26 protein-coding genes are annotated in these 21,865 nt (G+C 72.0%); 20 read left to right on the top strand and 6 right to left on the bottom strand.

The window, feature by feature from the left end; genetic code table 11:
• Nucleotides 1-3: 3 nt before the first annotated feature.
• The 7 genes from hisB to BS83_RS17800 all read left to right on the top strand — a co-directional run bounded on the left by hisB (nt 4) and on the right by BS83_RS17800 (nt 5,696).
• Nucleotides 4-612, top strand: coding sequence for an imidazoleglycerol-phosphate dehydratase HisB (gene hisB / locus BS83_RS17830; protein WP_037604749.1), 609 nt, complete (start codon nt 4-6; stop codon nt 610-612).
• Nucleotides 609-761: a hypothetical protein gene (locus BS83_RS46530; RefSeq protein ID WP_037604748.1), complete on the top strand. Its 153-nt coding sequence runs from the start codon at nt 609-611 to the stop codon at nt 759-761. Before hisB ends, BS83_RS46530 begins: the two co-directional genes overlap by 4 nt.
• A gap of 19 nt (nt 762-780) precedes the next feature.
• Nucleotides 781-1,416, top strand: coding sequence for an imidazole glycerol phosphate synthase subunit HisH (gene hisH, locus BS83_RS17820; RefSeq protein ID WP_037604747.1), 636 nt, complete (start codon nt 781-783; stop codon nt 1,414-1,416).
• Nucleotides 1,413-2,144 carry a bifunctional 1-(5-phosphoribosyl)-5-((5-phosphoribosylamino)methylideneamino)imidazole-4-carboxamide isomerase/phosphoribosylanthranilate isomerase PriA gene (priA, locus tag BS83_RS17815; protein ID WP_037604746.1) on the top strand — a complete coding sequence of 244 codons (732 nt, stop codon included), beginning with the start codon at nt 1,413-1,415 and terminating at the stop codon, nt 2,142-2,144. The genes hisH and priA overlap by 4 nt, the downstream gene beginning before the upstream one ends.
• Before the next feature lie 29 nt (nt 2,145-2,173).
• A complete protein-coding gene (locus tag BS83_RS17810; RefSeq protein WP_037604745.1) occupies nt 2,174-2,581 on the top strand; it encodes a RidA family protein in 408 nt (135 codons plus the stop codon).
• A complete protein-coding gene (gene hisF, locus BS83_RS17805) occupies nt 2,578-3,351 on the top strand; it encodes an imidazole glycerol phosphate synthase subunit HisF (protein WP_037604744.1) in 774 nt (257 codons plus the stop codon). Before BS83_RS17810 ends, hisF begins: the two co-directional genes overlap by 4 nt.
• Before the next feature lie 65 nt (nt 3,352-3,416).
• Complete coding sequence (locus tag BS83_RS17800) at nt 3,417-5,696, top strand: MMPL family transporter (protein ID WP_051943253.1); 2,280 nt, start codon at nt 3,417-3,419, stop codon at nt 5,694-5,696.
• Between the two features lie 13 nt (nt 5,697-5,709).
• On the opposite strand, the gene BS83_RS17795 is transcribed toward BS83_RS17800, so the two are convergent.
• Nucleotides 5,710-6,645 carry an esterase/lipase family protein gene (locus BS83_RS17795; RefSeq protein ID WP_037604743.1) on the bottom strand — a complete coding sequence of 312 codons (936 nt, stop codon included), beginning with the start codon at nt 6,643-6,645 and terminating at the stop codon, nt 5,710-5,712.
• 227 nt (nt 6,646-6,872) lie between these two features.
• Between BS83_RS17795 and BS83_RS17790 the strand changes: the two genes are divergently transcribed.
• Nucleotides 6,873-8,069 (top strand): helix-turn-helix domain-containing protein, encoded by a 1,197-nt coding sequence (locus BS83_RS17790; RefSeq protein ID WP_408641014.1) that lies wholly within the window; start codon nt 6,873-6,875, stop codon nt 8,067-8,069.
• On the opposite strand, the gene BS83_RS17785 is transcribed toward BS83_RS17790, so the two are convergent.
• Both BS83_RS17785 and BS83_RS17780 read right to left on the bottom strand, forming a co-directional pair.
• The gene (locus BS83_RS17785) at nt 8,044-8,676 is read right to left on the bottom strand and encodes a TIGR03085 family metal-binding protein (protein WP_037604741.1); all 633 of its coding nucleotides are present in this window, start codon (nt 8,674-8,676) and stop codon (nt 8,044-8,046) included. The two genes, BS83_RS17790 and BS83_RS17785, sit on opposite strands and share 26 nt — an antisense overlap.
• Nucleotides 8,677-8,705: 29 nt before the next feature.
• Nucleotides 8,706-9,527, bottom strand: a complete 822-nt coding sequence (locus BS83_RS17780) for a maleylpyruvate isomerase family mycothiol-dependent enzyme (protein WP_037604740.1) — start codon at nt 9,525-9,527, stop codon at nt 8,706-8,708.
• Nucleotides 9,528-9,591: 64 nt separating this feature from the next.
• Between BS83_RS17780 and BS83_RS17775 the strand changes: the two genes are divergently transcribed.
• A complete protein-coding gene (locus BS83_RS17775) occupies nt 9,592-9,915 on the top strand; it encodes an antibiotic biosynthesis monooxygenase family protein (protein WP_037604739.1) in 324 nt (107 codons plus the stop codon).
• A gap of 66 nt (nt 9,916-9,981) precedes the next feature.
• Here BS83_RS17775 and BS83_RS17770 read toward each other — a convergent pair whose 3' ends face one another.
• The 3 genes from BS83_RS17770 to BS83_RS17760 form a co-directional block, all read right to left on the bottom strand.
• Nucleotides 9,982-11,691, bottom strand: a complete 1,710-nt coding sequence (locus BS83_RS17770) for a carbohydrate binding domain-containing protein (protein ID WP_037604738.1) — start codon at nt 11,689-11,691, stop codon at nt 9,982-9,984.
• A 144-nt stretch (nt 11,692-11,835) separates the two neighbouring features.
• Nucleotides 11,836-12,405, bottom strand: a complete 570-nt coding sequence (locus BS83_RS17765) for a hypothetical protein (RefSeq protein WP_157597222.1) — start codon at nt 12,403-12,405, stop codon at nt 11,836-11,838.
• Nucleotides 12,406-12,477: 72 nt separating this feature from the next.
• Nucleotides 12,478-13,458 carry a helix-turn-helix transcriptional regulator gene (locus BS83_RS17760; RefSeq protein ID WP_037604736.1) on the bottom strand — a complete coding sequence of 327 codons (981 nt, stop codon included), beginning with the start codon at nt 13,456-13,458 and terminating at the stop codon, nt 12,478-12,480.
• A gap of 19 nt (nt 13,459-13,477) precedes the next feature.
• On the opposite strand from BS83_RS17760, the gene hisI reads away from it, so the two are divergent.
• The 11 genes from hisI to BS83_RS17705 all read left to right on the top strand — a co-directional run bounded on the left by hisI (nt 13,478) and on the right by BS83_RS17705 (nt 21,838).
• Complete coding sequence (hisI, locus tag BS83_RS17755; RefSeq protein ID WP_051943252.1) at nt 13,478-13,864, top strand: phosphoribosyl-AMP cyclohydrolase; 387 nt, start codon at nt 13,478-13,480, stop codon at nt 13,862-13,864.
• A gap of 19 nt (nt 13,865-13,883) precedes the next feature.
• On the top strand, nt 13,884-15,452 hold the full coding sequence (locus tag BS83_RS17750; protein WP_037604735.1) for an anthranilate synthase component I: 1,569 nt from the start codon (nt 13,884-13,886) through the stop codon (nt 15,450-15,452).
• Nucleotides 15,449-16,129, top strand: a complete 681-nt coding sequence (locus tag BS83_RS17745; RefSeq protein WP_198035254.1) for a TIGR02234 family membrane protein — start codon at nt 15,449-15,451, stop codon at nt 16,127-16,129. Before BS83_RS17750 ends, BS83_RS17745 begins: the two co-directional genes overlap by 4 nt.
• Before the next feature lie 71 nt (nt 16,130-16,200).
• Nucleotides 16,201-16,449 carry an HGxxPAAW family protein gene (locus BS83_RS17740; RefSeq protein ID WP_037604733.1) on the top strand — a complete coding sequence of 83 codons (249 nt, stop codon included), beginning with the start codon at nt 16,201-16,203 and terminating at the stop codon, nt 16,447-16,449.
• A gap of 97 nt (nt 16,450-16,546) precedes the next feature.
• Nucleotides 16,547-17,008 (top strand): DUF2752 domain-containing protein, encoded by a 462-nt coding sequence (locus BS83_RS17735; protein WP_037604731.1) that lies wholly within the window; start codon nt 16,547-16,549, stop codon nt 17,006-17,008.
• Nucleotides 17,009-17,187: 179 nt separating this feature from the next.
• Nucleotides 17,188-17,994, top strand: a complete 807-nt coding sequence (gene trpC / locus BS83_RS17730) for an indole-3-glycerol phosphate synthase TrpC (RefSeq protein ID WP_037604729.1) — start codon at nt 17,188-17,190, stop codon at nt 17,992-17,994.
• 351 nt (nt 17,995-18,345) lie between these two features.
• Nucleotides 18,346-18,531 carry a tryptophan biosynthesis modulator TrpM gene (gene trpM / locus BS83_RS17725; protein WP_332262339.1) on the top strand — a complete coding sequence of 62 codons (186 nt, stop codon included), beginning with the start codon at nt 18,346-18,348 and terminating at the stop codon, nt 18,529-18,531.
• Between the two features lie 75 nt (nt 18,532-18,606).
• The gene (gene trpB / locus BS83_RS17720) at nt 18,607-19,836 is read left to right on the top strand and encodes a tryptophan synthase subunit beta (protein ID WP_051943251.1); all 1,230 of its coding nucleotides are present in this window, start codon (nt 18,607-18,609) and stop codon (nt 19,834-19,836) included.
• Nucleotides 19,833-20,642, top strand: a complete 810-nt coding sequence (trpA, locus tag BS83_RS17715; protein ID WP_037604726.1) for a tryptophan synthase subunit alpha — start codon at nt 19,833-19,835, stop codon at nt 20,640-20,642. Before trpB ends, trpA begins: the two co-directional genes overlap by 4 nt.
• 305 nt (nt 20,643-20,947) lie before the next feature.
• The gene (locus BS83_RS45495; RefSeq protein ID WP_157597221.1) at nt 20,948-21,307 is read left to right on the top strand and encodes a hypothetical protein; all 360 of its coding nucleotides are present in this window, start codon (nt 20,948-20,950) and stop codon (nt 21,305-21,307) included.
• A 78-nt stretch (nt 21,308-21,385) separates the two neighbouring features.
• Nucleotides 21,386-21,838, top strand: a complete 453-nt coding sequence (locus BS83_RS17705; RefSeq protein ID WP_232248393.1) for a MauE/DoxX family redox-associated membrane protein — start codon at nt 21,386-21,388, stop codon at nt 21,836-21,838.
• Nucleotides 21,839-21,865: the final 27 nt, after the last annotated feature.

Genomic DNA, 21,865 nt, shown 5'->3' with positions numbered 1-21,865 from the left:
AACATGTCCAACAGCGACCAGCACCGCATCGGCCGCGTCGAGCGCACCACCAAGGAGACCTCGGTCAAGGTCGAGATAGACCTCGACGGCACGGGGAAGACCGACATCTCCACCGGTGTCGGCTTCTACGACCACATGCTCGACCAGCTCGGCCGGCACGGCTTCTTCGACCTCACCGTGAAGACCGACGGCGACCTGCACATCGACACGCACCACACCATCGAGGACACCTCGCTGGCGCTGGGCGCCGCGTTCCGCCAGGCGCTGGGCGACAAGGTCGGCATCCGCCGCTTCGCCGACGCCTCCGTGCCGCTGGACGAGTCGCTCGCCCAGGTGACCGTCGACCTCTCCGGCCGCCCCTACCTGGTGCACACCGAGCCCGAGGGCATGGCGCCGATGATCGGCTCCTACGACACCACCATGACCCGGCACATCCTGGAGTCCTTCGTGGCCCAGGCGCAGATCGCCCTGCACGTCCACGTACCGTATGGACGCAATGCCCACCACATTGTCGAGTGCCAGTTCAAGGCGCTCGCCCGGGCGCTGCGGTACGCCAGCGAGCTGGACCCGCGCGCCGCGGGAATCATTCCCTCGACCAAGGGCGCGCTGTGAGCACGATTGCTTTTCTGCTGATCTTCATCGGACTGTTCCTCGGCGGCGGCGCCTACTCGTTCTGGAAGCAGAAGCTTCCCAAGGGCGTCGTCGTGCTGCTCGCCATCTGCGCCGTGATGAGCCTCGCCGCGGGCCTGCTCCGCATCTGACCCGGAAAGGGCGTACCCCATGACCGCCAAGAGCGTGGTCGTCCTCGACTACGGCTCCGGCAACGTCCGCTCCGCGCAGCGCGCGCTGGAGCGCGTCGGCGCGGAGGCCGTCATCACCTCCGACTTCCAGCAGGCCCTCGACGCCGACGGCCTGCTGGTGCCCGGCGTCGGGGCCTTCGCCGCCTGCATGGACGGGCTGCGGGCCGTCAGGGGCGACCGGCTGATCGGCCGCCGCCTGGCCGGCGGCCGTCCGGTGCTGGGCATCTGCGTCGGCATGCAGATCCTCTTCGCGCGCGGCGTCGAGCACGGCATCGAGACCGAGGGCTGCGACGAGTGGCCCGGCACGGTCGAGCCGCTGCGCGCGCCGGTGGTGCCGCACATGGGCTGGAACACCGTCGAGCCGGCGGAGGGCACCGTCCTCTTCGCCGACCTGCCCGAGGACGCGCGGTACTACTTCGTGCACTCCTACGGCGTCCGGCACTGGGAGCTGCCGCCGATCGAGCAGCTGCGCCCGCCGAAGGTCACCTGGGCCGAGCACGGCGAGCCCTTCGTCGCCGCGGTCGAGAACGGCCCGCTGTCCGCCACGCAGTTCCACCCCGAGAAGTCCGGCGACGCCGGCGCCGCCCTGCTGAAGAACTGGATCGCAACGCTGTGACCACTACGAACAAGCTCGTGCTGCTGCCCGCCGTGGACGTCCGCGACGGTCAGGCCGTGCGCCTGGTCAAGGGCGCGTCCGGCTCGGAGACCTCCTACGGCGAGCCGCTGGCCGCCGCGCTGGCCTGGCAGCAGGCCGGCGCCGAGTGGATCCACCTGGTCGACCTCGACGCCGCGTTCGGCACCGGCGACAACCGCGCCCTGCTGGCCGAGGTCACCGGCCGACTGGACGTCAAGGTCGAGCTCTCCGGCGGCATCCGCGACGACGAGTCGCTGCGCGCGGCGCTCGCCACCGGTTGCGCCAGGGTCAACCTCGGCACCGCCGCCCTGGAGTCCCCGGAGTGGGTCGCCAAGGTCATCGCCGAGTTCGGCGACCGCATCGCGGTCGGCCTCGACGTCGTGGGCACCACGCTGCGCGGCCGCGGCTGGACCAGCGAGGGCGGCGACCTGTACGAGGCGCTGGCCCGCCTCGACGCGGAGGGCTGCGCCCGCTACGTCGTCACCGACGTCGACAAGGACGGCACGCTCACCGGCCCCAACCTCGATCTGCTGCGCAACGTCTGCGCCGCGACCGACCGGGCGGTCGTCGCCTCGGGCGGCGTGTCCTCGCTGCAGGACCTCCGTGACATCGCGACCCTGGTGCCCCAGGGTGTGGAGGGGGCCATTGTGGGCAAGGCCCTCTACGCGCAGGCGTTCACGCTCGAAGAGGCACTGGCCGCGGTGTCCTGAGCGGAAGACCTATCGACGGAGGTCGCGGGATGAGGCAGGACCGACGGCACGTGGGCGGTTACTCCCCCTGGGAGGACCAGTTCGGCTTCGCACGTGCCGTCGCGATAGGGGACTTCGTCTTCGTCTCCGGCTGCACCGCCTGGGACGACGGCTCGGTCCGCTTCGAGGGCTCGCCCTACGAGCAGACCGTCGCCGCCTTCGGCGTCGCCCTCGACGCGATCTCCCGTTTCGGTCTCACCGCCGCGGACGTCGTCCGCACCCGGCTCTACGTCACGCACGCGCGTGACACCGACGAGGTGGGCCGGGCCCACAAGGACGTGCTCGGCGAGGTCCGGCCCGCCTGCACGATGGTCGTCATCAACGCCCTGGTCGACTCGCGGATGTCGGTCGAGGTCGAGGTGGACGCGTACAAGAAGAATTTGGAGCTCCCGACATGACCCTCGCGGTCCGTGTGATCCCCTGCCTGGACGTCGACGCCGGGCGGGTGGTGAAGGGCGTCAACTTCCAGAACCTGCGCGACGCGGGGGACCCGGTCGAGCTGGCCAAGCTCTACGACGCCCAGGGCGCCGACGAACTGACGTTCCTTGACATCACGGCCTCGTCCGGGGACCGGGAGACGACCTACGACATCGTGCGGCGCACCGCCGAGCAGGTCTTCATCCCGCTCACGGTCGGCGGCGGGGTGCGGACCGTCGAGGACGTGGACAAGCTGCTGCGCGCCGGTGCGGACAAGGTCGGCGTCAACACCGCCGCGATCGCCAGGCCTGAGCTGATCCGCGAGATCGCGCAGCGCTTCGGCCGGCAGGTGCTGGTCCTGTCGGCGGACGCCCGCCGGGTGCACGAGGGCACGGAGACCGCCTCCGGCTTCGAGGTCACCACGCACGGCGGCCGGACCGGCACCGGCATCGACGCCGTCGAGTGGGCGGTGCGCGCGGCCGAGCTCGGCGCGGGCGAGATCCTGCTCAACTCCATGGACGCGGACGGCACCAAGGACGGCTACGACCTGGAGCTGATCACCGCGGTGCGCAAGGCGGTCACCGTCCCGGTCATCGCGAGCGGTGGCGCCGGCAAGCTCGGCGACTTCGCTCCCGCCGTCGGCGCGGGGGCGGACGCGGTGCTGGCGGCCAGCGTCTTCCACTTCGGAGACCTCACGATCGCCGAGGTGAAGCAGTCGCTGCGCGAGGCGGGCCACCCCGTCCGGATCTGACGGTACGCCATCCGAACGGCTCTGTCCGGATTGCGGTGATCCCGGCGCCGTTCTGAACTGGACGCGTGCGAAAAGGAATCCTGCAGCGACTCGGTGAATGGTGCGCCCGCCACGCGATCATTGTGATCGTGGTGTGGCTGGCGGTCCTGGGCGTGCTCCATGGGCTGCAGAACAGTTTCGGCGGCACCTACTCCGACGACTTCAACCTCCCTGACAGTCAGTCGCAGAAGGGCGCCGACGTCCTCCAGGCGAACGCCCCCAGTATCGGCGGCACCAGCGCGACGGTGGTGATGCACGACGCGAAGCCGCTGACGGACTTCACCACCCAGGTGAACCAGGTGGTCGCGAACCTGCAGAAGCTGGACCACGTGATCTCGGTGCAGAACCCGCTGCCGCAGACCACCTCCTCGGGCACCACGACCCAGACCGGGGCGTTGTCCAAGGACGGCACGATCGGGTACATCACCGTCCGCTTCGACGAGAACCCGACCGCGCTGGGCAGCGACTACCTGAACGGGGTCGACGCGGCGGTCCAGCCGCTGCGCTCGGCGGGGGTCGACGTCGAGTACGGCGGACCGCTCGGCGAGGCGGCCAGGCCCCACGCGAAGGACCTGACCAGTGAGGCCATCGGCTTCGCGGTGGCGATCGTGGTCCTGGTCATCGGCTTCGGCAGCCTGATCGCGGCCGGCCTGCCGCTGGTGACCGCGCTGGTCAGCGTGATCGTCGGGCTGAGCTGCCTCAGCCTGCTGGCGGCCGCCATCGACTTCGCCAGTGTGTCGCCGACCCTCGCCACGATGATCGGGCTCGGCGTGGGCATCGACTACGCGCTGTTCCTGATCACCCGCTTCCGACAGTTGATCATGGACAGGGTGGAGCCCCACGCCGCGGCGGGCATCGCGGTCACCACCAGTGGACGCGCCGTCCTGGTCTCGGGTTGCACCGTCATCGTGGCCCTGGCCGGCCTGTACGTGTCGGGCCTGAGCTTCATCGGCCGCCTCGGCATCGCGGCCGCCGTCACGGTGGTCACCGCGGTGGCGGGCGCGCTGACCCTGGTTCCCGCGCTGGCCGGGCTGATCGGGCGGCGGATCGACCGGTTCTGTCTGAAGACCCCGGTGGCCGAGGGCGGCGCGGTGGCCGGCGAGGACGCCGGGAAGAAGGCCGAGGAGTCCGTCGACGAGCAGCACGGCTTCTGGCACCGCTACGCCAAGCGCGTCGAACGCCGCCCGCTGTGGTTCCTGGCGGCCGGGGTGGTGGTGCTCGGCATCCTGGCGATCCCGCTGTTCTCGATGCGGCTCGACCACATCGACGACGGAGCCGACCCGACCTCCTTCACCGACCGCCGCGCGTTCGACCTGATCAGCCAGGGCTTCGGTCCGGGCGCCAACGGGCCGCTCAACCTGGTCGTGGACCAGACCGACGTGCCGTCGAGTCAGCGCTCCACGCTGGCTTCGAACATGCAGAAGGCGCTGACCGGCGTGCCGAACGCGGCCAGCATCGGTCCGCTCCAGGCCACCAGCAACGGCAACGTGCTGACCGCGACCGCGCTGTCGACCGGGCGACCGCAGGACGCGGTCACCACCCACCTGTTCAACCACCTGAAGGACGTCTCGCTGCCGCAGGGCGCGAAGGGGACGGCGGCCACGACCTACGTGACCGGGGTGACCGCGGCCCAGCAGGACTTCACCGAGATCATCAGCTCCCGGCTGGCACTGATCATCGTGGTCGTGGTCTGCCTCGCCTTCCTGATCATCCTCGCGGTCTTCCGTGGCCTGCTGGTCGCGGTGAAGGCGGCCGTGCTGAACCTGTTCTCGATCGGCGCCTCCTACGGCGTGGTGGTCGCGGTCTTCCAGTGGGGATGGGGCGGTACGGCGCTGGGCGTCGCCGGCAAGGTGCCGATCGAGAGCTACGTGCCGATGATGATGTTCGCGATCATCTTCGGGTTGAGCATGGACTACGAGATCTTCCTGCTCTCCCGGGTGCACGAGGCGTGGGTCCGCACCAAACGGGCGGAGGACAGCGTCGCCTACGGTCTGGAGATCACCGCCCGGGTGATCACCTGCGCGGCGCTGATCATGTTCAGCGTCTTCGCGGCCTTCATCCTGAGCGACAACATCGTGGTGAAGATGCTCGGCCTTGGCCTCGCCGTCAGCGTCCTGGTGGACGCCACCGTCGTCCGCCTGCTGCTGGTCCCGGCCGTCATGACGCTGCTCGGTCCGCACGCCTGGTGGGCGCCCAGGTGGCTGGACCGGATGCTGCCCCACCTGGACACCGAGGGCGAGTCGGCGCTCCACGACGTGGCCGTGGAGCAGGACGCCTCCTCGCCCTCGGGTCCGCCGAAGTCCTAGGGCCCCGGCGGCGCTAGCCGATCAGCGGACCGGTGACCGGCAGGACCACCTCGCAGGGGACGGGCTGCGGGTGGGCCGGGTCCAGGGCGTTGAGGACGTCGGTCAGGGCGACGGGGTCGTAGGCGATCTCGAGGTGGTCGGACTGGTCCAGTGCGCACTGGTCCTGGACGGTGATGTCGGTGACGTTCGGCGCGGCGGGCAGCAGCGCGTTCGTGTAGGGCGTCACGACCTCGTCGTTCTTCGTCGCGATCACGGTGTAGGCGATGCCGGGGACGGTCTCCCCGCCCGCGTTGAGCGCGGTGAGGAAGGGGGAGCCGATCTCCTGCTCCACGCAGGCGTCGCAGGCCTGGGCCAGGAAGTTGTTCGCCGGCTCCAGCAGGCCCAGTTGCCGGCCCAGTTCGGTGATCCCGTCCAGGGTGGTGCCGTTGTTGCTGGGGGTGAGCGCGACGAGCTTGGCGACCTTGTCGGCGCCGCCCAGGTTCTTGATGTAGTAGCGGGGCAGCATCCCGCCCTGGGAGTGGCCCACCAGGTCGACCTTGGCCGCCCCGGTCGCGCCCAGCACCTGGTCGACGAAGCCGGAGAGCTGGGCCGCGCCGCCCTCGATGGAGCCGACGCCCTGGATCGGCGACCAGGACGCCGGGCCGCCGTAGTTGAAGGAGAAGACGCAGTAGCCGGAGTCGGCGAGCAGCGGGGCCGCGCCGCCCCAGTTGTCGTCGCCGTTCTCGAAGGTGCCGTGCACCAGGACGACCGGCTCGGGGTGGGAGGCCGAGGGCCGGCAGTTCCAGTTGTTCGCGCCGGCGGGCGAGATGCCGGGGGCGAAGAAGCCGGCGACGAATCCGGTGCTGAAGTGGTAGTCGACCGGATACCAGGCGGCGGAGGCCGGCTGCGTCGCGAACGTGACCATTCCGGCGGCCGCGGCCGCGACTCCGAGTGCTGTTCTTCTGCGCATGGGGTCCATCCTCGTCCGGGATTTCGGGTGGATTTCGGCGGTGATGCTAGGAGCGGCCCCGAAGCCGGTCAAGAAGAAAAGCAGTGTGACGGCGAATCATATGAACAACTGTCAGTAAAGGGTCGGTGATCTTGCTGAAACGCTCACCAAACCTAGCGAAACCTGCAGGTGCATCCCTATTGACCCGCCGGTAACATCGCTCCATACTGGCCGGTAGGTTGGAGGGAGTGGGCTTGAGCGGGCCTTGGAGAGCGCTGCCCAGGTCGCTGGCGATCGAACTGCGCAGGGAGCAGCAGACCATCGCGGCGGAAATCATCAGGGAGATCAGGAGCCAGGTGCCCGATTTCTCCCGGCCGCTCGCGGGGCAATTCGGTGCGGGAATTCAACACGGCGTGGAGACCGCGCTCGCGGAATTCACGGACCTGATCGCCGGTGCCGGTCAGGAGAATCCCGAACGCATGCGCGTCTATCGCGCGCTCGGTCGCGGGGAGCTCGCCGAGGGCCGCAGTCTGGACGCGCTGCAGGCCGCCTACCGGCTCGGCGCCCGCGTCGCCTGGCGGCGTTACGCCCGGGTGGCCCGCAGGGTCGGCCTGGGCACCGAACAGCTGGTCGTGCTCGCCGAGGCGATCTTCGCCCACATCGACGAGCTGGCCGCCGCCTCCGTCCAGGGCTACGCCCAGGCGCAGGCCGACGAGGCCGGCGCGCTCGGGCGCTCCCGCTCGCAGCTGGTCGCGCTGCTCGAACGCGGGGCGGAGCACACCGAACTGGACGCCGCCGCGACCCTGGCCGACTGGCCGCTGCCCTGGGAACTCTGCGCCGTCGCGCTCGCGCCGGAGCAGCCGCAGCCGGGCTCACCCCGGCCGCCCGGTGCCACCGGCTCGCGAAGACGCTGCCTGCCCGAGCTCGTGCTGGCCGAACTCGACGGCCCCACACCCTTCATGATCGTGCCCGAACCCGGGCTCTACCTGCGCGACGGTCAGGTCCGCGCCCTGCTGGAGCAGCGCCGCGGCGTCGTCGGACCGGTCGTGCCGCCCGAGCACACGGCCGACTCACTGCGCTGGGCCCGCGCCCTCCAGGCCACGCTCCCCGACGGGGCGAAGGGGCCGGTCGACTGCGAGAGCCGCTTCGCCGAGCTGCTGCTGCTGGCCGACCCGGCCCTGGTCCGCCTCATCGCGGACCGACGCCTGCGCGCGCTGGAGGGGCTCACACCCAAGCAGCGCCAGCGCCTGGCCGAGACCCTGCTCGCCTGGCTGCAGACCAACCGCGGCAGCGCGCCCGACATCGCCGCGCGCCTGGGCATCCACCCGCAGACCGCCCGTCAGCGGCTGCACCAGGTGCAGCGGCTCTTCGGCCCGGCGCTGGGCGACGCCGACGCCCGCTTCGAACTCGAGATCGCGCTCAGAGGCCGAACTTCGTCTCCATGACCTGGGCGACGGCGTCCTCCGGCCCCTCGCACTCCACCCGCGCGTGGGCCTGACGACCCATCGAGAACAGCAGCAGCTCGCCCGGCTCCCCGGTGACCGTCACCACCGGCGTCCCCTTGCGGGCCACCGCCGTCTGGCCGTCGGGGCGGCGCAGCACCAGCCCGACCGGCGAACGGCGGCCGTTGACCCTGGCCGTCGCGCTCAGCCGCTTCCACAGCGACTCGCTCAGCTCCTGGTCCAGCACCCGTGGCGACCAGTCCGCCTGGGCGCGTCGCACGTCCTCGCCGTGGACGAAGAACTCGACGGTGTTGCCCGCGTCCTCGGCCCCGGGCAGCCGGAACGGCGAGTAGGCCGGCGGCCCCGCCTTGATCGCCTCGACCAGCTCGGGATAGGGCTTGGCGAGGTACTCGGCCTGTACCCGGGCGAGCCGCGCCGCGAGCGACTTCAGCAGGAGCCCGCCCGCGGCGTCGGGTCGGCGCTCGCGCACGACCACGTGGGCGGCGAGATCCGCGGTCGTCCACCCCTCGCAGAGCGTCGGAGCGTCGGGCCCGACGCTCTCCAGCAGGTCGGCGAGGAGCAGTCGTTCACGACGTCCCAGATTCGGCATGCGGCCAAGAGTACGACGACGGGCGCGAATCAGGGAGCGCGGAAACAGCGGGGAAAGACCGGGCCGAGCCACGGCTTGCGGCCCCAGCTGAGGATCTTGCCTCGGGCGATGGCGGACCACGGCGAGCAGCGGCCCAGCGCGATCAGGAAGAAGGTGACAGGTTCGGTGACGATCGTGCAGTCGCTGCCGCCGGGGGGCGCGGCCCCCTCCGTCACGGTGACCTCTCCCCGGGTGAACGCGGCGGTCCATCGGCGGTCCAGACCGCGCAGGCCCAGGGTGTACGTGGCGGTGAGGTCCTTGGCCGCGCCCTGGTCGACCACCCGGGGCATGGCCGTCATCAGGAACGGCAGGCAGAGCTCGACCCGCCGACGGTCGACCATGTGCGGGCGGCGCAGGGCGCGGGCCAGGTCCCAGCCGTGCCCGAGCATGTGGGTGAGCAGGTAGGAGGCGAAGGTGTCGAGGTCCATCGGACCCATCGGGGTGACCGTCGGCGTGTCTCCCTGCTGCCCGTTCGCCGCGTCGACGAAGGCCGTGGCGTGCGCCACGATGCCCTGGGCCAGCACGGCGGGCGTCCGCTCGGTGAACTGGTCCAGCGAGACGGCGTTGGCGGCGGCGATCCCGCCGGGCGTGCCGTCGCCGTAGGGGCGCTCCGTGCCCGCGGCGACCTCGGCCATCAGCTGGTTGGCCAGCAGCAGGTGCGCGGCCGCCTCGCCCACGTTCCACTCGGCCCCGGGGATCGGGACCGTCGGGTCGGTCTGCGGGCCGAGCAGCGCGGCGATGTCCCTGGCGGCGCCGAGCACGGCGTCGTGCAGCTCCTGGCGCAGCTGCGGGGTGAGGGTGGTCGACGTCATGGCTGTGCAGCCTGGAGCACGCCGGCGTCCCTGTCCAGAGGGCGGCGACTGGCAGGATGGGGACATGAGCATCGTGAAGATCAACGTTCTCACCGTCCCGTCCGAGATGGCCGAGACCCTGGAGAAGCGGTTCGCCGCGCGGGCCGGCGCGGTGGAGAACTCGGACGGCTTCGAGTGGTTCGAGCTGCTGCGCCCCCTGGAGGGCACCGACCAGTACTTGGTCTACACGCGGTGGCGCAGCGAGGAGGACTTCCAGGCGTGGATGTCCGGCTCGATGCAGGCCGCGCACGGTGGCGGCGGCGGTGAGGGCGGCGCGCCGAGGCCGGCCGCGTCCGGCTCGACGCTGTGGTCCTTCGAGGTGATCCAGCAGGCTTCGCCGAAGGGCTGAGCCCGGACCGCACCCTCGACAGCGGTGCTCCGCCCGGGAGGGACGGAGCACCGCGAGGCCGTTCGGCTAGCCGAGCGTGAAGTCGTCGGCGTAGACGTTCGCCTGGCCGTACCAGCCGTGGACGAAGACGGTGACCGTGCCGCTGCTGCCGGTGGTGAAGTTCACCGTCAGCTGGTTCCAGCTGCTGCTGTTGGACCAGGTGCTGGCGCTGGCCCCGCCGGTGACGCCGACGTAGGCGTAGGGGCCCTGGACCCATCCGGTCAGCGTGTAGCTGTGGTTGGGGGCGAGGGTGACCGTCTGGTCGCACTCGCCGGTGGTGCTCGCTCCGGGCGCGACCTGGAGCGCGTGCGCGCCCGAGTGGACCGGGGTCGAGACGACCGCGCTGCCGCTCTGGCAGGTCCAGGGGCTGAGGCCGCCGGACTCGAAGCCGGCGTTGGTCAGCGATCCGCCGCCCCCGCCGCCGCCTCCGCCGCTGGTGGTGACGGTCAGCGAGAACGTCGCCGTGTGGCTGCCGGTGGCGGCGGTGCCGGTGACCGTGATCGGGTAGGTGCCCGCCGCGACCGAGGAGCCGACCGTCGCCGTCAGGGTCGAACTGCCGCCGGAGCTGACCGAGGTCGGGCTGAGCGAGACGCTGACGCCCGACGGTGCGCCGGAGGCGGCCAGGCCGACGGACTCGGCGCTGCCCGCGGTGACCGCCGTGGAGACGGTCGCGGTGGTCGAGCCGCCCTGGGCGACCGAGGCCGAGGAGGGCGCGACCGAGACCGAGAAGTCGCTGGTCCCGCCACCGCCGCCACCGCCCGAGCTGCCCTCGTACGGGACGAAGGCGTCGGTGAAGGCCAGGCTGCTCTGGCTGATCTCACTGCAGGTGGACAGCGAGTTGGCGCTGCCGCTGCACGGCTGGTCCCGGTCGATCGACCAGAAGGCGAGCCGGCCCACGCCGTGCTGCGCGGCGAAGCTCTCGACGGTCTGGGCATCGGCCAGGGTGAAGGTCGAGCCGTCGTCGTTCTTGCCGATCATCGGCGTGATGCCGAGGTTGGCGTAGGTGTAGCCGGGGTCGACGGACTGCATCTGCGCCAGGGTGGCCTGCGCGGCGGCGACCGAGCCCTGGCCCATCTCGGTGCCGGAGCCCGAGTAGTAGTCCATGGTCATGATGTTGACCACGTCGATCCTGATGCCCGCGTTCTTGGCGGCCTTGAGGATGTTCACGCCGTCGTTGGTCAGCCCGCTGGCGAGCACCGGCAGGGTCATGGAGAACTGCAGGCCGGGGTTGGTCGCCTTCAGGTCCTTCATCGCCTGCATCTGCCGTGCGGCCGAGGCGGTGTCGGCGACGGCGGCGCCCTCGACGTCGAAGTCGAGCTGGGTGACGCCGTAGTCGTTGAGGATGGCCTGGTAGCCGGCGTCGATGCTGCTCTGCGTGGAGCAGGTCCAGGCGAGCGGCTCGCCCGCGGAACCGCCCGAGGAGATGATGACCGAGGCGCCCTCGGACTTCGCCCTGGCGATCTCCGGGTCGGTGTAGGAGTCGGCGCCGATGGGGAGCGTGTCGCCCCAGATCTGGGTGCAGCCCTCGCCGAGCACGAAGGCGGCGGTGTAGGCCTTGAGGTGATGGCCGGTCACGGCCGTGTCGAGCATGCCTTCCTGGCCGTTCGACATGTCGACGTAGGGGGCGACGGAGTAGACGCTGGTGGCGGCGCTGCTGGTGGGGGCCAGAGCGACGACCGCACCGGCGGTGGCGAGGGTGAGAGCGCAGGCGGAGGCGGCAAGTCTTGCCACGTGCATGACAGTGATCCCTTCCGGGATGCCCGTCGGGCGTGGGGGATGTGGGGGCGTCCGTGCACGCTCAGGCCTGGCGTTGGTACATACCAAACAGCGTGGGGCTGTCCGCGTCAAGAGGACTAGACCAGATTGCCGCGCGCGACCCGCCTAGCGCGTGAGCGGGGCCAGGAGTTTCCTGGCGCCCAGGTAACTTCCCCCGGAGAGAGCACAGGTGACGGTGTGTCGACCGTGGGAGTAGTCCGCGAAGCTCGCGTAGAGCTCGTAGTACTGGAGCTGCTTGACGCTCTGCCTGCGGTACGCGGCCGCGTCGATCGGCTGGCAGAGCGTCAGGGCCTGGTGGATGATCGCGGGGTAGTCGGACAGCCCGTCCGGCAGCGCGGTCAGCTGGGTGACCTCGGCGTCGTGCGGGTCGGTGCAGGCGCGCTTCGTCAGCACCTTGACGCTCTTGGTGAAGGCGGGGGAGTCGAAGCAGTCGCCGGGCTGCAGCGAGATGTAGGCGAAGGTGTTCGGCAGCGACGGCGTCGGACTCGGCGTCGGCGTCGGTGTGTGCGAGGCTGCCGGGGTGGGCGACGGCGCGGCCTTCGCGGCGGCCTGCGGCGGCTTCTGCTGGAGCACCAGGACCAGCACCAGCACGACCGCCGCGATCACCGCGATCAACGTCGTCGCGAGCGCGGCCCGCGATCGCCGCAGCCTCGACCACCCCCCGGAAAACCCCATGCGTCCCAGCATGCCGTCTGTGCCGCGTACGCGACAGGGTGCGTCGTGGACTCCCCGGGAGCCGCGACGCGGCTACGGCTGCTCCGGGTAGTGGGCGAGCATCGTGCGGATCGTCGTGGCGATCTGCGCCCGCAGCTCCGGCGGGTCGAGGACCTCGACGTCGGGGCCGAGCGCGAGGAACTCCGCGCAGGCGTGGTCGAGCGACTCGATCGGGAGGACGGCGCGGGTCCAGCCGTCCGACTCCGGCCTGCCGTTCTCGGCGACCGCCCGGGCCGAGACGCCGGTCAGGCGCGCGAGGGCGACGGGGGAGAGCCGGACCGTCGCGTCACCGCGGTGCAGGCGGCTGAGGAAGTCGACCTGGTAGCGCTGCCACCAGCCGGCCAGGTCGAAGTCGGCGGGCGGACTGAAGGACTCCCCGTCCGGGTCCGCTCCCGGGCCCGCGTCGAGGACGTCGAGGATCTGGTCCACCCGGTAGGCGAAGGGACCCGGCCCCGCGACGACGTACCAGCGGCCGGCCTTCAGCACCAGGCCGTAGGGCTCCCAGCGCCGTTCGACGTCCGTCGGCTCCTTCCAGCGGCGGTAACGCACGTGCAGCACGCGGGAGTTCCACACCGCGTCGGCGACCTCCGCCAGGAACGGGGTCTCGTCCCGCTCCGCGTACCAGCCCGCCGCGTCCAAGTGGAACCGCGACTGCACTCGGCCGGCCTGCTCCGCCAGCTCGGCGGGCAGCGCCGCCCGGACCTTGCGCTGCGCGGCGGCCAGGACCGAACCCAGGCCCAACTCCGCCGCGGGTCCCGGCAGCCCGGAGAGGAACAGCGCCTCGGCCTCGTCCGGGTTGAGCCCGGTCAGCCGGGTCCGGTAGCCGTCGAGCAGGCGGTAGCCGCCGCGGTGGCCCGCGTCTCCGTAGAGGGGGATCCCGGCGCCGTGCAGCGACTCCACGTCCCGGTAGATGGTGCGGACCGACACCTCCAGCTCCTCCGCGAGCTGGGACGCGGTCAACCGGCCCCTGGCCTGGAGCAGCAGCAGGATCGAGACGAGTCGGGCGGCGCGCATGCTTGGCACAATAGGTGCCATGTCCAGCTCTCCTGCCGCTCCGGCCCTGCCGAACACCACCGCCCTCGACCCCGCCGTCGCCGCGCGCCTCAAGCGCGACGCCCACGGGCTCGTCCCGGCCATCGCCCAGCAGTACGACACCGGCGAGGTGCTGATGATGGGCTGGATGGACGACGAGGCGCTGCACCGCACCCTCACCACCGGCCGCTGCACCTACTGGAGCCGCAGCCGCGCCGAGTACTGGGTCAAGGGCGACACCTCCGGCCACCTGCAGCTGGTCAAGTCCGTGGCGCTCGACTGCGACGGCGACACCGTGCTGGTCAGGGTCGACCAGATCGGCGCGGCCTGCCACACCGGCGACCGCACCTGCTTCGACGCCGGACAGCTCCCGATCACCGGCGCCTGAGCCGCTACGCTTCGGGGACATGACCAGCGGTAGCGTCACCCCCGACCTCGACACCTTCCGCAAGCTCGCCGTGGACCGCCGGGTGATCCCGGTGACCAGGCGCCTGCTCGCCGACGGGGACACGCCCGTCGGCGTCTACCGCAAGCTCGCGGGGGAGCGGCCGAACACCTTCCTGCTGGAGAGCGCCGAGCAGGGCCGCCACTGGTCGCGGTACTCCTTCGTCGGCGTCCGCAGCAGCGCCTCGCTCACCGTCGACGCCGAGGGCAACGCCCGCTGGCTCGGCACGCCGCCCGTCGGCGTGCCGACCGAGGGCGATCCGCTCCAGGTGCTGCGCGCCACGATCGAGGCCCTGCGCGGTCCGCGCGACCTGCACCGCGGCGGCGAGCTGCCGCCGTTCACCGGCGGCCTGGTCGGCTACCTCGGCTACGACATCGTCCGCCGGCTGGAGAAGCTGCCCACCCTGGCCCCGGACGACCTCGGCCTGCCCGAGCTGACCATGCTCTTCGCCGACGACCTGGCCGTGCTCGACCACAAGGACGGCTCGGTGCTGCTGATCGCCAACGCGGTCAACCGCGACGACCGGCCCACCGGCGTCGACGCCGCCTACGCCGACGCGGTGGCCCGCCTGGACGCGATGACCGCCGACCTGGTCGAGCCCACCGAGGGCGGCGCGGCCACGCTCACCCCGGTCGCGGCCGTCGACGCCGTCTCGCCGTTCGGCGGCGCGCCCTACCGTGCGGCCGTCGAGGCGGTGAAGGAGAAGATCCGCGCGGGGGAGGCCTTCCAGGTCGTCCCCTCCCAGCGCTTCGAGGTCGACTGCCCGGCGTCCGCGCTGGACGTCTACCGGGTGTTGCGGACCACCAACCCCAGCCCGTACATGTACCTGTTCCGCTTCGGCGCCTCAGGCCCCGAGGGCAGGCCCTTCGACGTGGTCGGATCCAGCCCCGAGGCGCTGGTCAAGGTCGAGGACGGCGAGGCGATGGTGCACCCGATCGCCGGGACCAGGCCGCGCGGCGCCACGCCCGAGCACGACGCGGAGCTCGCCGCCGAACTGCTCGCCGACCCCAAGGAGCGCGCCGAGCACCTGATGCTCGTCGACCTGGGCCGCAACGACCTCGGCCGGGTCTGCGCCCCCGGCAGCGTCGAGGTTGTCGACTTCATCACCATCGAGCGGTACAGCCACGTGATGCACATCGTCTCGACCGTCACCGGCAAGGTCGCCGCCGACCGCACCGCCTTCGACGTGCTCACCGCCTGCTTCCCCGCCGGCACCCTCTCCGGCGCGCCGAAGCCGCGCGCCATGCAGATCATCGAGGAGCTGGAGCCGACCCGGCGCGGCCTCTACGGCGGCTGCGTCGGCTACTTCGACTTCGCCGGCGACTCGGACACCGCCATCGCGATCCGCACCGCGCTGCTCCGCGACGGCCGCGCCTACGTGCAGGCCGGAGCGGGCGTCGTCGCCGACTCCGACCCGGAGAGCGAGGACACCGAGTGCCGCAACAAGGCCGCGGCGGTGCTGCGCGCCATCGCGTCGGCGGCCACCCTGCGTCCGGCCGGAGCGACGGAGCAGGGCACACTGGAGCGGTGAACGCCGAACAGTCCCCAGCTTCCGTGGCCGAGCAGCCCGTCGCCGGCCGGCAGGGCGCAGCGGGCCGGCCCCGGGCCGACCGCCGCAGCCTCGCGGTGACCCTGCTGCTCTCCGTCCTCGGCGCGACGCTGCTGCTGGTCGCGGCTGGGCAGAACTGGGTCACAGGACATGTGCGGGCGCAGGGCGTGACCAGATCGCTCAGCGCCACCGGCGGGCAGGTCACCGGCCTTCCCGGCGCGCTGGCCCTGGTCGGCCTGGCCTCGGTGGTCGCGGTGTTCGCGGTGCGCGGCAGGTTCCGGGCGCTGCTCGGCGCGCTGGTCGCGCTGGCCGGTGTCGGCGCCGTCTACGCCGCCGTCGCCGCCGCGCTCGGCTCCGGCAGCCGCGCGCTGGACGAGAAGGCGGCCCGATCGGTCGGCCTGGCCGACATACAGGCCACCGGCGTGGCGCACACCCTCTGGCCGTGGCTCGCCGCGGTCGGCGGACTGCTGCTGGTCCTGGCCGGGCTGCTGACCGTGGCGAAGGGCCGCGCCTGGCCGGGCATGTCGGCCCGCTACGACGCGCCCACGCGCGGAGCGGCGAAGCCGGCGCCGCGGCGCGCCGGAGGGTCCGCGGTGACGCAGACCCCGGCAGATCTTTGGAAGGCTCTGGACCGGGGCGAGGACCCCACTGCGAGCTGACCCTCGGCAGTACGGGACAATGGACGAGATGAGCTCTCCCGCGCGGGGGAGGCCTAGAACTAGGAGCAGTAATGTCGGCTAACGCCCACGGACACACGACCGCCGCCTGGACCGGCGTCACGGTTTCCTTCATCGGCTTCATGCTGGCCGGCGTGGCGATGGTCATGCCCAGCCCGGTCCTCGTCGTCGTCGGCCTGGTGCTCGCCGCCGCCGGTGCGATCGTGGGCAAGCTGCTGTCCGCCGCGGGCTTCGGCAAGAAGTCGTCCGCGAGCACTGTCGCGCTGGCCAAGGAGTCGGCGACCTCGGGCGCCTCGGTCTGATCCCAGGCCCGATCCCTCGCCGCTCGCTCCTCGGGTTTCCGCCACGGCGGCTGTGTCCCTGCCGGGATCGCCGCCGTGCCCGCCCGAGAATCGAGCCATGACGGCCGCCGCACCAGCCCCTGCCCACGCGTCCCCCTCCCCTGCGGACGGGCCTCGCGGATCTCGCGCGCGGGGGCTTGTCGCGTCCCTGGGCCTGTTCGGCGCCACGGCGGCCGCGACGGCCTACGTCGGCGCCGTCGACCCCAACCGGCCCGGTCACTACCCGGTCTGCCCCTTCCTGCGGCTGACCGGCTGGTGGTGCCCAGGCTGCGGCGGCCTGCGCGCGGTGCACGCGCTGACGCGCGGCGACCTCACCGGCGCCCTCCACGACAACGCGCTGGGGGTCCTCCTCTGCGCGACGGCCGTCGGCGTCTGGGCCTTCTGGACGACCCGCGTCGCGGCCGGACGACCGCGCCCGACGATCCGGTTGGGCCGTCCGTGGATCTTCCTCCTGCTGGCCGTCGTCCTCGTCTTCACCGTCCTGCGCAACCTTCCCACCGGTGCGTTTCTCGCCCCGTGAGCAGCGAGGACCTGTCCGTCCAGCGAGACCGGAGCCCTCTCGATGCGGGTTCTGCGTAGTCGGACGGATACCATCGACCCGAGGTCGTCGAACACAGGAATCCGACGTGTGTCGGAAGGCAGGTGCACGAGACCGAGGCAAAGCCCGAGCAGTCCGACCCGACGAATGGGGGCCCCCGAGTGAGCGTGCTCGACGAGATCATCGCCGGAGTCCGAGAGGACCTCGCCGAGCGTCAGTCGCGGGTGTCGCTGGACGAGCTCAAGGAGCTGGCAGCGAAGGCGCCCGAGGCGAAGGACGGCGTGGCCGCGCTCGGCGGCGAGGGCGTCGCGGTCATCTGCGAGGTCAAGCGCTCCAGCCCGTCCAAGGGCGCGCTGGCCGCGATCGCGGACCCGGCCGCGCTGGCGGCGGACTACGCCGCGGGCGGCGCGGCGGCGATCTCGGTCCTGACCGAGGAGCGCCGCTTCGGCGGCTCGCTGGCCGACCTCAAGGCGGTCCGCGCGGCCGTCGACACGCCGGTGCTGCGCAAGGACTTCATCGTCACGGCCTACCAGCTGTGGGAGGCCCGCGCCTACGGCGCGGACCTGGCCCTGCTGATCGTGGCCGCGCTGGAGCAGCCCGCGCTGGTCTCGCTGATCGAGCGGGCCGAGTCGATCGGGCTCACCCCGCTGGTGGAGGTCCACGACGAGGAGGAGATCGCCCGCGCGGTCGACGCCGGCGCGCGGATCATCGGCGTGAACGCGCGGAACCTGAAGACCCTCGAGGTCGACCGCAACACGTTCGCGAACGTGGCGCATGCGATCCCGTCCGGGATCGTCAGCGTCGCGGAGTCCGGCGTCCGCGGCCCCCACGACCTCATCGCCTACGCCAACGCGGGCGCGGACGCGGTCCTCGTCGGCGAGTCCCTGGTCACCGGCCGCGACCCCAAGTCCGCCGTCGCCGACCTCGTCGCCGCGGGCGCCCACCCCGCCCTCCGGCACGGCCGGTAGTCGCCCGGGCGCGGGGCTTCTGCAGGCGGGCAACCAGGCAGTGCCTCAGGGGCGCGGGGCTTCTGCATGTGAGCGACCAGGCACGACCTCAGGGGCGCGAGGAACTGCGCGAGCAACCACCCTGGGCGGATTGCCCTGCGCACTGAGGACCGTCCGCACGCCGGTGGCTTGTCGCGCACGCAGTTGATCAAGAAGAGCCCCGCGCCCCTGAGGTCGTGCAACCGGCCCTCTGCTGTGAGGTGCCGCGTCCGCGCGGCAGGGCCGCGCAGTTCCTCGCGCCCCCCGGGGGGGGGCACCGAGTGGCCCTTTCGCCGGGCAGGAAGGGGCGCGACTGACGCTATGATCGGTCCTGTGAGCCCCGAGACCATCAAGCAGCCCGGCTACGCCGGCCTCCAGCGCGGCTGCAAGCCGCGCGGGTGCCGTGCGCCTGCCCGGCGCGTCCTGGGGCGGCGCGTGCGGTACGTCATCGGCGCGGAGCCTGGCCAGGTGCCGGGTCGGCGATGGCAGCGGGAGACGCGGGCCGCGGCGTCGCGCTGAGACCACAGGTCTCCGCGTGGGCGCGTGGCTGCGTGCACCCTGCCCACGTCAGCTCACATCCCCGAGGGAACTCCCATGTCCGACGTGACATCCTTCCCCGACGCGCGCGGTTACTTCGGCGCGTACGGCGGACGCTTCATCCCGGAGGCGCTGGTCGCCGCCGTCGAACAGGTCGCCGACGAGTACGAGAAGGCCAAGGCCGATCCCGCCTTCGCCGCCGAGCTCGCCGCCCTGCTCAAGGACTACACCGGCCGGCCCAGCCCGCTCACCGACGTCCGCCGCTTCTCCGCGGAGGCCGGCGGCGCCCGGATCCTGCTCAAGCGCGAGGATCTGAACCACACCGGCTCCCACAAGATCAACAACGTGCTCGGTCAGGCGCTGCTCACCAAGCGGATGGGCAAGACCCGCCTGATCGCCGAGACCGGCGCCGGCCAGCACGGCGTCGCCACCGCGACCGCCGCCGCGCTGTTCGGCATGGACTGCACCATCTACATGGGCGAGGTCGACACCCAGCGCCAGGCGCTGAACGTCGCCCGGATGCGCATGCTCGGCGCCGAGGTCGTGCCGGTGACGTCCGGCAGCCGGACCCTCAAGGACGCGATCAACGAGGCGTTCCGCGACTGGGTCGCCAACGTCGACTCCACGCACTACCTCTTCGGCACCGTCGCCGGGCCGCACCCCTTCCCGATGATGGTCCGCGACTTCCACCGGGTCATCGGCCAGGAGGCCAGGGTCCAGGTGCAGGAGCGGGTGGGCCGACTGCCCGACGCCGTCGTCGCCTGCGTCGGCGGCGGGTCCAACGCGATCGGGGCGTTCTACGACTTCATCCCTGACGCCGACGTGCGTCTGATTGGGATCGAGGCGGCCGGCGAGGGCGTCGAGACCCCGAAGCACGCGGCGACCCTCACCAAGGGCGACCCCGGCGTGCTGCACGGTTCCCGTACCTACGTGCTGCAGGACGAGGACGGCCAGACGATCGAGTCCCACTCGATCTCCGCCGGACTGGACTACCCGGGCGTGGGCCCCGAGCACTCCTTCCTCAAGGACGTCGGGCGGGCCGAGTACCGGCCCTGCACCGACGCGGACGCGATGGCCGCGCTGCTGCTGCTCTCGCGCACCGAGGGCATCATCCCGGCGATCGAGAGCGCCCACGCCCTCGCGGGCGCGCTGGAGCTGGGCCGCGAGCTCGGCCCGGACGCGGTGATCCTGGTCAACCTCTCCGGTCGCGGCGACAAGGACATGCACACCGCCGCCGCGTACTTCGGCCTGCTCGACGACAACAGCGCCACCGGGGGTGCCAAGTGACGAACGCCTTGCTGACCGAGACCCTCGCCGCCGCCAAGGCCGAGAACCGGGCCGCCCTGATCAGCTACCTGCCGGCCGGCTTCCCCTCCATCGAGGGCGCCGCGCAGGCCGTGCAGGCCGTGATCGACGGCGGCGCGGACATCGTCGAGATCGGACTGCCGCACAGTGACCCGGTCCTCGACGGCCCGACGATCCAGACGGCCGACGACATCGCGCTCAGGGCCGGTATCCGCACCAAGGACGTGCTGGCCACGGTCCGCGAGGTGACGGCCGCCAACCCGACCGTCCCGGTGCTGGTCATGACCTACTGGAACCCGGTCGACCGGTACGGCCAGGCCCGCTTCGCCGCCGACCTCGCGGCGGCCGGCGGGGCCGGCTGCATCCTGCCGGACCTTCCGGTCGAGGAGTCGGCCGAGTGGCTGGAGGCGGCCGCGGCCCACGGGCTGGCGACGGTCTTCGTCGTCGCGCCGTCCAGCCAGGACCACCGGCTGGCCCAGATCACCGCGAAGGGCACCGGCTTCGTCTACGCGGCGGCTGTCATGGGGGTCACCGGGACCCGCGCTCAGGTGGGCTCGATGGCCGAGGATCTGGTCGCCCGGACCCGGGCCACCACCGACCTCCCGGTCTGCGTCGGACTGGGCGTCTCCAACGCCGAGCAGGCGGCCGAGGTGGCGGCGTTCGCGGACGGTGTGATCGTCGGATCGGCGTTCGTGCAGCGCATCCTTGACGCGCTGTCGGAGGAGGCCGCCTTGGCGTCGGTCCGCGAACTGGCAGCCGAGCTCGCGCAGGGCGTGCGCAAGCGCTAGCCGGACACGTCACGGGAGGGGTGCGCACGCTGGTGCGCGCCCCTCCCGTCGTCGTGCGTACGGTCCGCCCGCACGGAGTACTCGGGCGGCCTCCTCGTTCCGGTGAGCGCGTGGCTTCGCCTCGTTCGTGATCCGGCAGGTGGCGTACGCGGGCGGCGCGCGGCGGCCCGCACGCGGGCGACGGCCCGTTCCGAGGCCCGCCATGGGGCCCGCCCTGCGCGAGGTGGTCGGGGCGCCACACCGTCCGCGTCCACTACGTCATCGCGTCCTCACTCGACGAACATCTGCCCGGACCCGGCGCGCTCTTGGCCGCGAACTCCGCCCGCGCCGCTGTCGCCCACGGCGGATTTCCGCTGCTCCACGCCCTGTTGCCGGCCGACCAGGGCCCGAGGACCTCGACGGGTTCACCCCGCGGGGACTGCCCGACCTCGTCTCCCGTGGACCGGCGCTGCGCGGGCCGGGATCCGACGCCGAGGCGCGCGCTGTACTGGAAGCCCTGGGTCGACGCGGCGCAGCACCTCCACGACGCCGCGGGGGTGCATCACGGCACGCCCTCGATGCTGCTGAACGGCAGCGAGGTGGACCTCGGCACCCGGCCCGAGCTTCTGGAGAGCCCCAGCGCACTCCGGAGCTACGTGCAGAATGCGGCGAATCGCGGAGAATGACGCATGCCAGTTCAGCAGCATAAGGCAGGATTAGTCCGTATTGATGACGGACCGGCCGCCGCAGGGAGACGAACAGCAGTGATCACCGCCTGGATCAGCACGGTCGTGCGACTGGCCCTGTCGGTGGTCTGGGCCTGGGCGGGGCTGGCCAAGGTGTCCGATCCCGAGGCGGCGGCGCAGGCGGTCCGCGTCTACCGGATCCTGCCGGAGGCGCTGGTCAAGCCGATCGGCTACGGCATGCCCTTCCTGGAGATCGCGCTCGCGCTGCTGCTGCTCGTCGGGCTCGGCACCCGGATCGCGGCGATCGTCTCCTGCGTGCTGCTGGTCGTCTACATCGGGGCCATCGCCTCGGTCTGGGCCCGTGGCATCTCGATCGACTGCGGTTGCTTCGGCGGCGGCGGCGCGGTGGCCGCCTCGCAGACCGCGTACTGGCAGGAGATCCTGCGCGACTGCGGATTCCTGGTGCTGGCGGGCTGGTTGGTCTGGCGGCCCAAGAGCCGCCTGTCGCTGGACGGCTGGCTGGCCGGGTGACCGCGCGCCGCTCTCCCACCTCTCCCC

Origin of the sequence: Streptacidiphilus rugosus AM-16 (genome assembly GCF_000744655.1) — a bacterium.
In the GTDB taxonomy this organism is placed as follows: domain Bacteria; phylum Actinomycetota; class Actinomycetes; order Streptomycetales; family Streptomycetaceae; genus Streptacidiphilus; species Streptacidiphilus rugosus.
The sequence above is the reverse complement of the archived record's forward strand: the minus strand, read 5'-3'. Positions and strand labels throughout refer to the sequence as shown.

Bases quoted from the DNA above. Each gene is read 5' to 3' on its own strand.
- hisB (WP_037604749.1), top strand. From the start codon at position 4: ATGTCCAACAGCGACCAGCACCGCATCGGCCGCGTCGAGCGCACCACC.
- hisH (WP_037604747.1), top strand. From the start codon at position 781: ATGACCGCCAAGAGCGTGGTCGTCCTCGACTACGGCTCCGGCAACGTC.
- BS83_RS17810 (WP_037604745.1), top strand. From the start codon at position 2,174: ATGAGGCAGGACCGACGGCACGTGGGCGGTTACTCCCCCTGGGAGGAC.
- hisF (WP_037604744.1), top strand. From the start codon at position 2,578: ATGACCCTCGCGGTCCGTGTGATCCCCTGCCTGGACGTCGACGCCGGG.
- BS83_RS17795 (WP_037604743.1), bottom strand. From the start codon at position 6,645: ATGCGCAGAAGAACAGCACTCGGAGTCGCGGCCGCGGCCGCCGGAATG.
- BS83_RS17785 (WP_037604741.1), bottom strand. From the start codon at position 8,676: ATGCCGAATCTGGGACGTCGTGAACGACTGCTCCTCGCCGACCTGCTG.
- BS83_RS17780 (WP_037604740.1), bottom strand. From the start codon at position 9,527: ATGACGTCGACCACCCTCACCCCGCAGCTGCGCCAGGAGCTGCACGAC.
- BS83_RS17775 (WP_037604739.1), top strand. From the start codon at position 9,592: ATGAGCATCGTGAAGATCAACGTTCTCACCGTCCCGTCCGAGATGGCC.
- BS83_RS17770 (WP_037604738.1), bottom strand. From the start codon at position 11,691: ATGCACGTGGCAAGACTTGCCGCCTCCGCCTGCGCTCTCACCCTCGCC.
- BS83_RS17765 (WP_157597222.1), bottom strand. From the start codon at position 12,405: ATGGGGTTTTCCGGGGGGTGGTCGAGGCTGCGGCGATCGCGGGCCGCG.
- BS83_RS17760 (WP_037604736.1), bottom strand. From the start codon at position 13,458: ATGCGCGCCGCCCGACTCGTCTCGATCCTGCTGCTGCTCCAGGCCAGG.
- hisI (WP_051943252.1), top strand. From the start codon at position 13,478: ATGTCCAGCTCTCCTGCCGCTCCGGCCCTGCCGAACACCACCGCCCTC.
- BS83_RS17750 (WP_037604735.1), top strand. From the start codon at position 13,884: ATGACCAGCGGTAGCGTCACCCCCGACCTCGACACCTTCCGCAAGCTC.
- BS83_RS17740 (WP_037604733.1), top strand. From the start codon at position 16,201: ATGTCGGCTAACGCCCACGGACACACGACCGCCGCCTGGACCGGCGTC.
- BS83_RS17735 (WP_037604731.1), top strand. From the start codon at position 16,547: ATGACGGCCGCCGCACCAGCCCCTGCCCACGCGTCCCCCTCCCCTGCG.
- trpB (WP_051943251.1), top strand. From the start codon at position 18,607: ATGTCCGACGTGACATCCTTCCCCGACGCGCGCGGTTACTTCGGCGCG.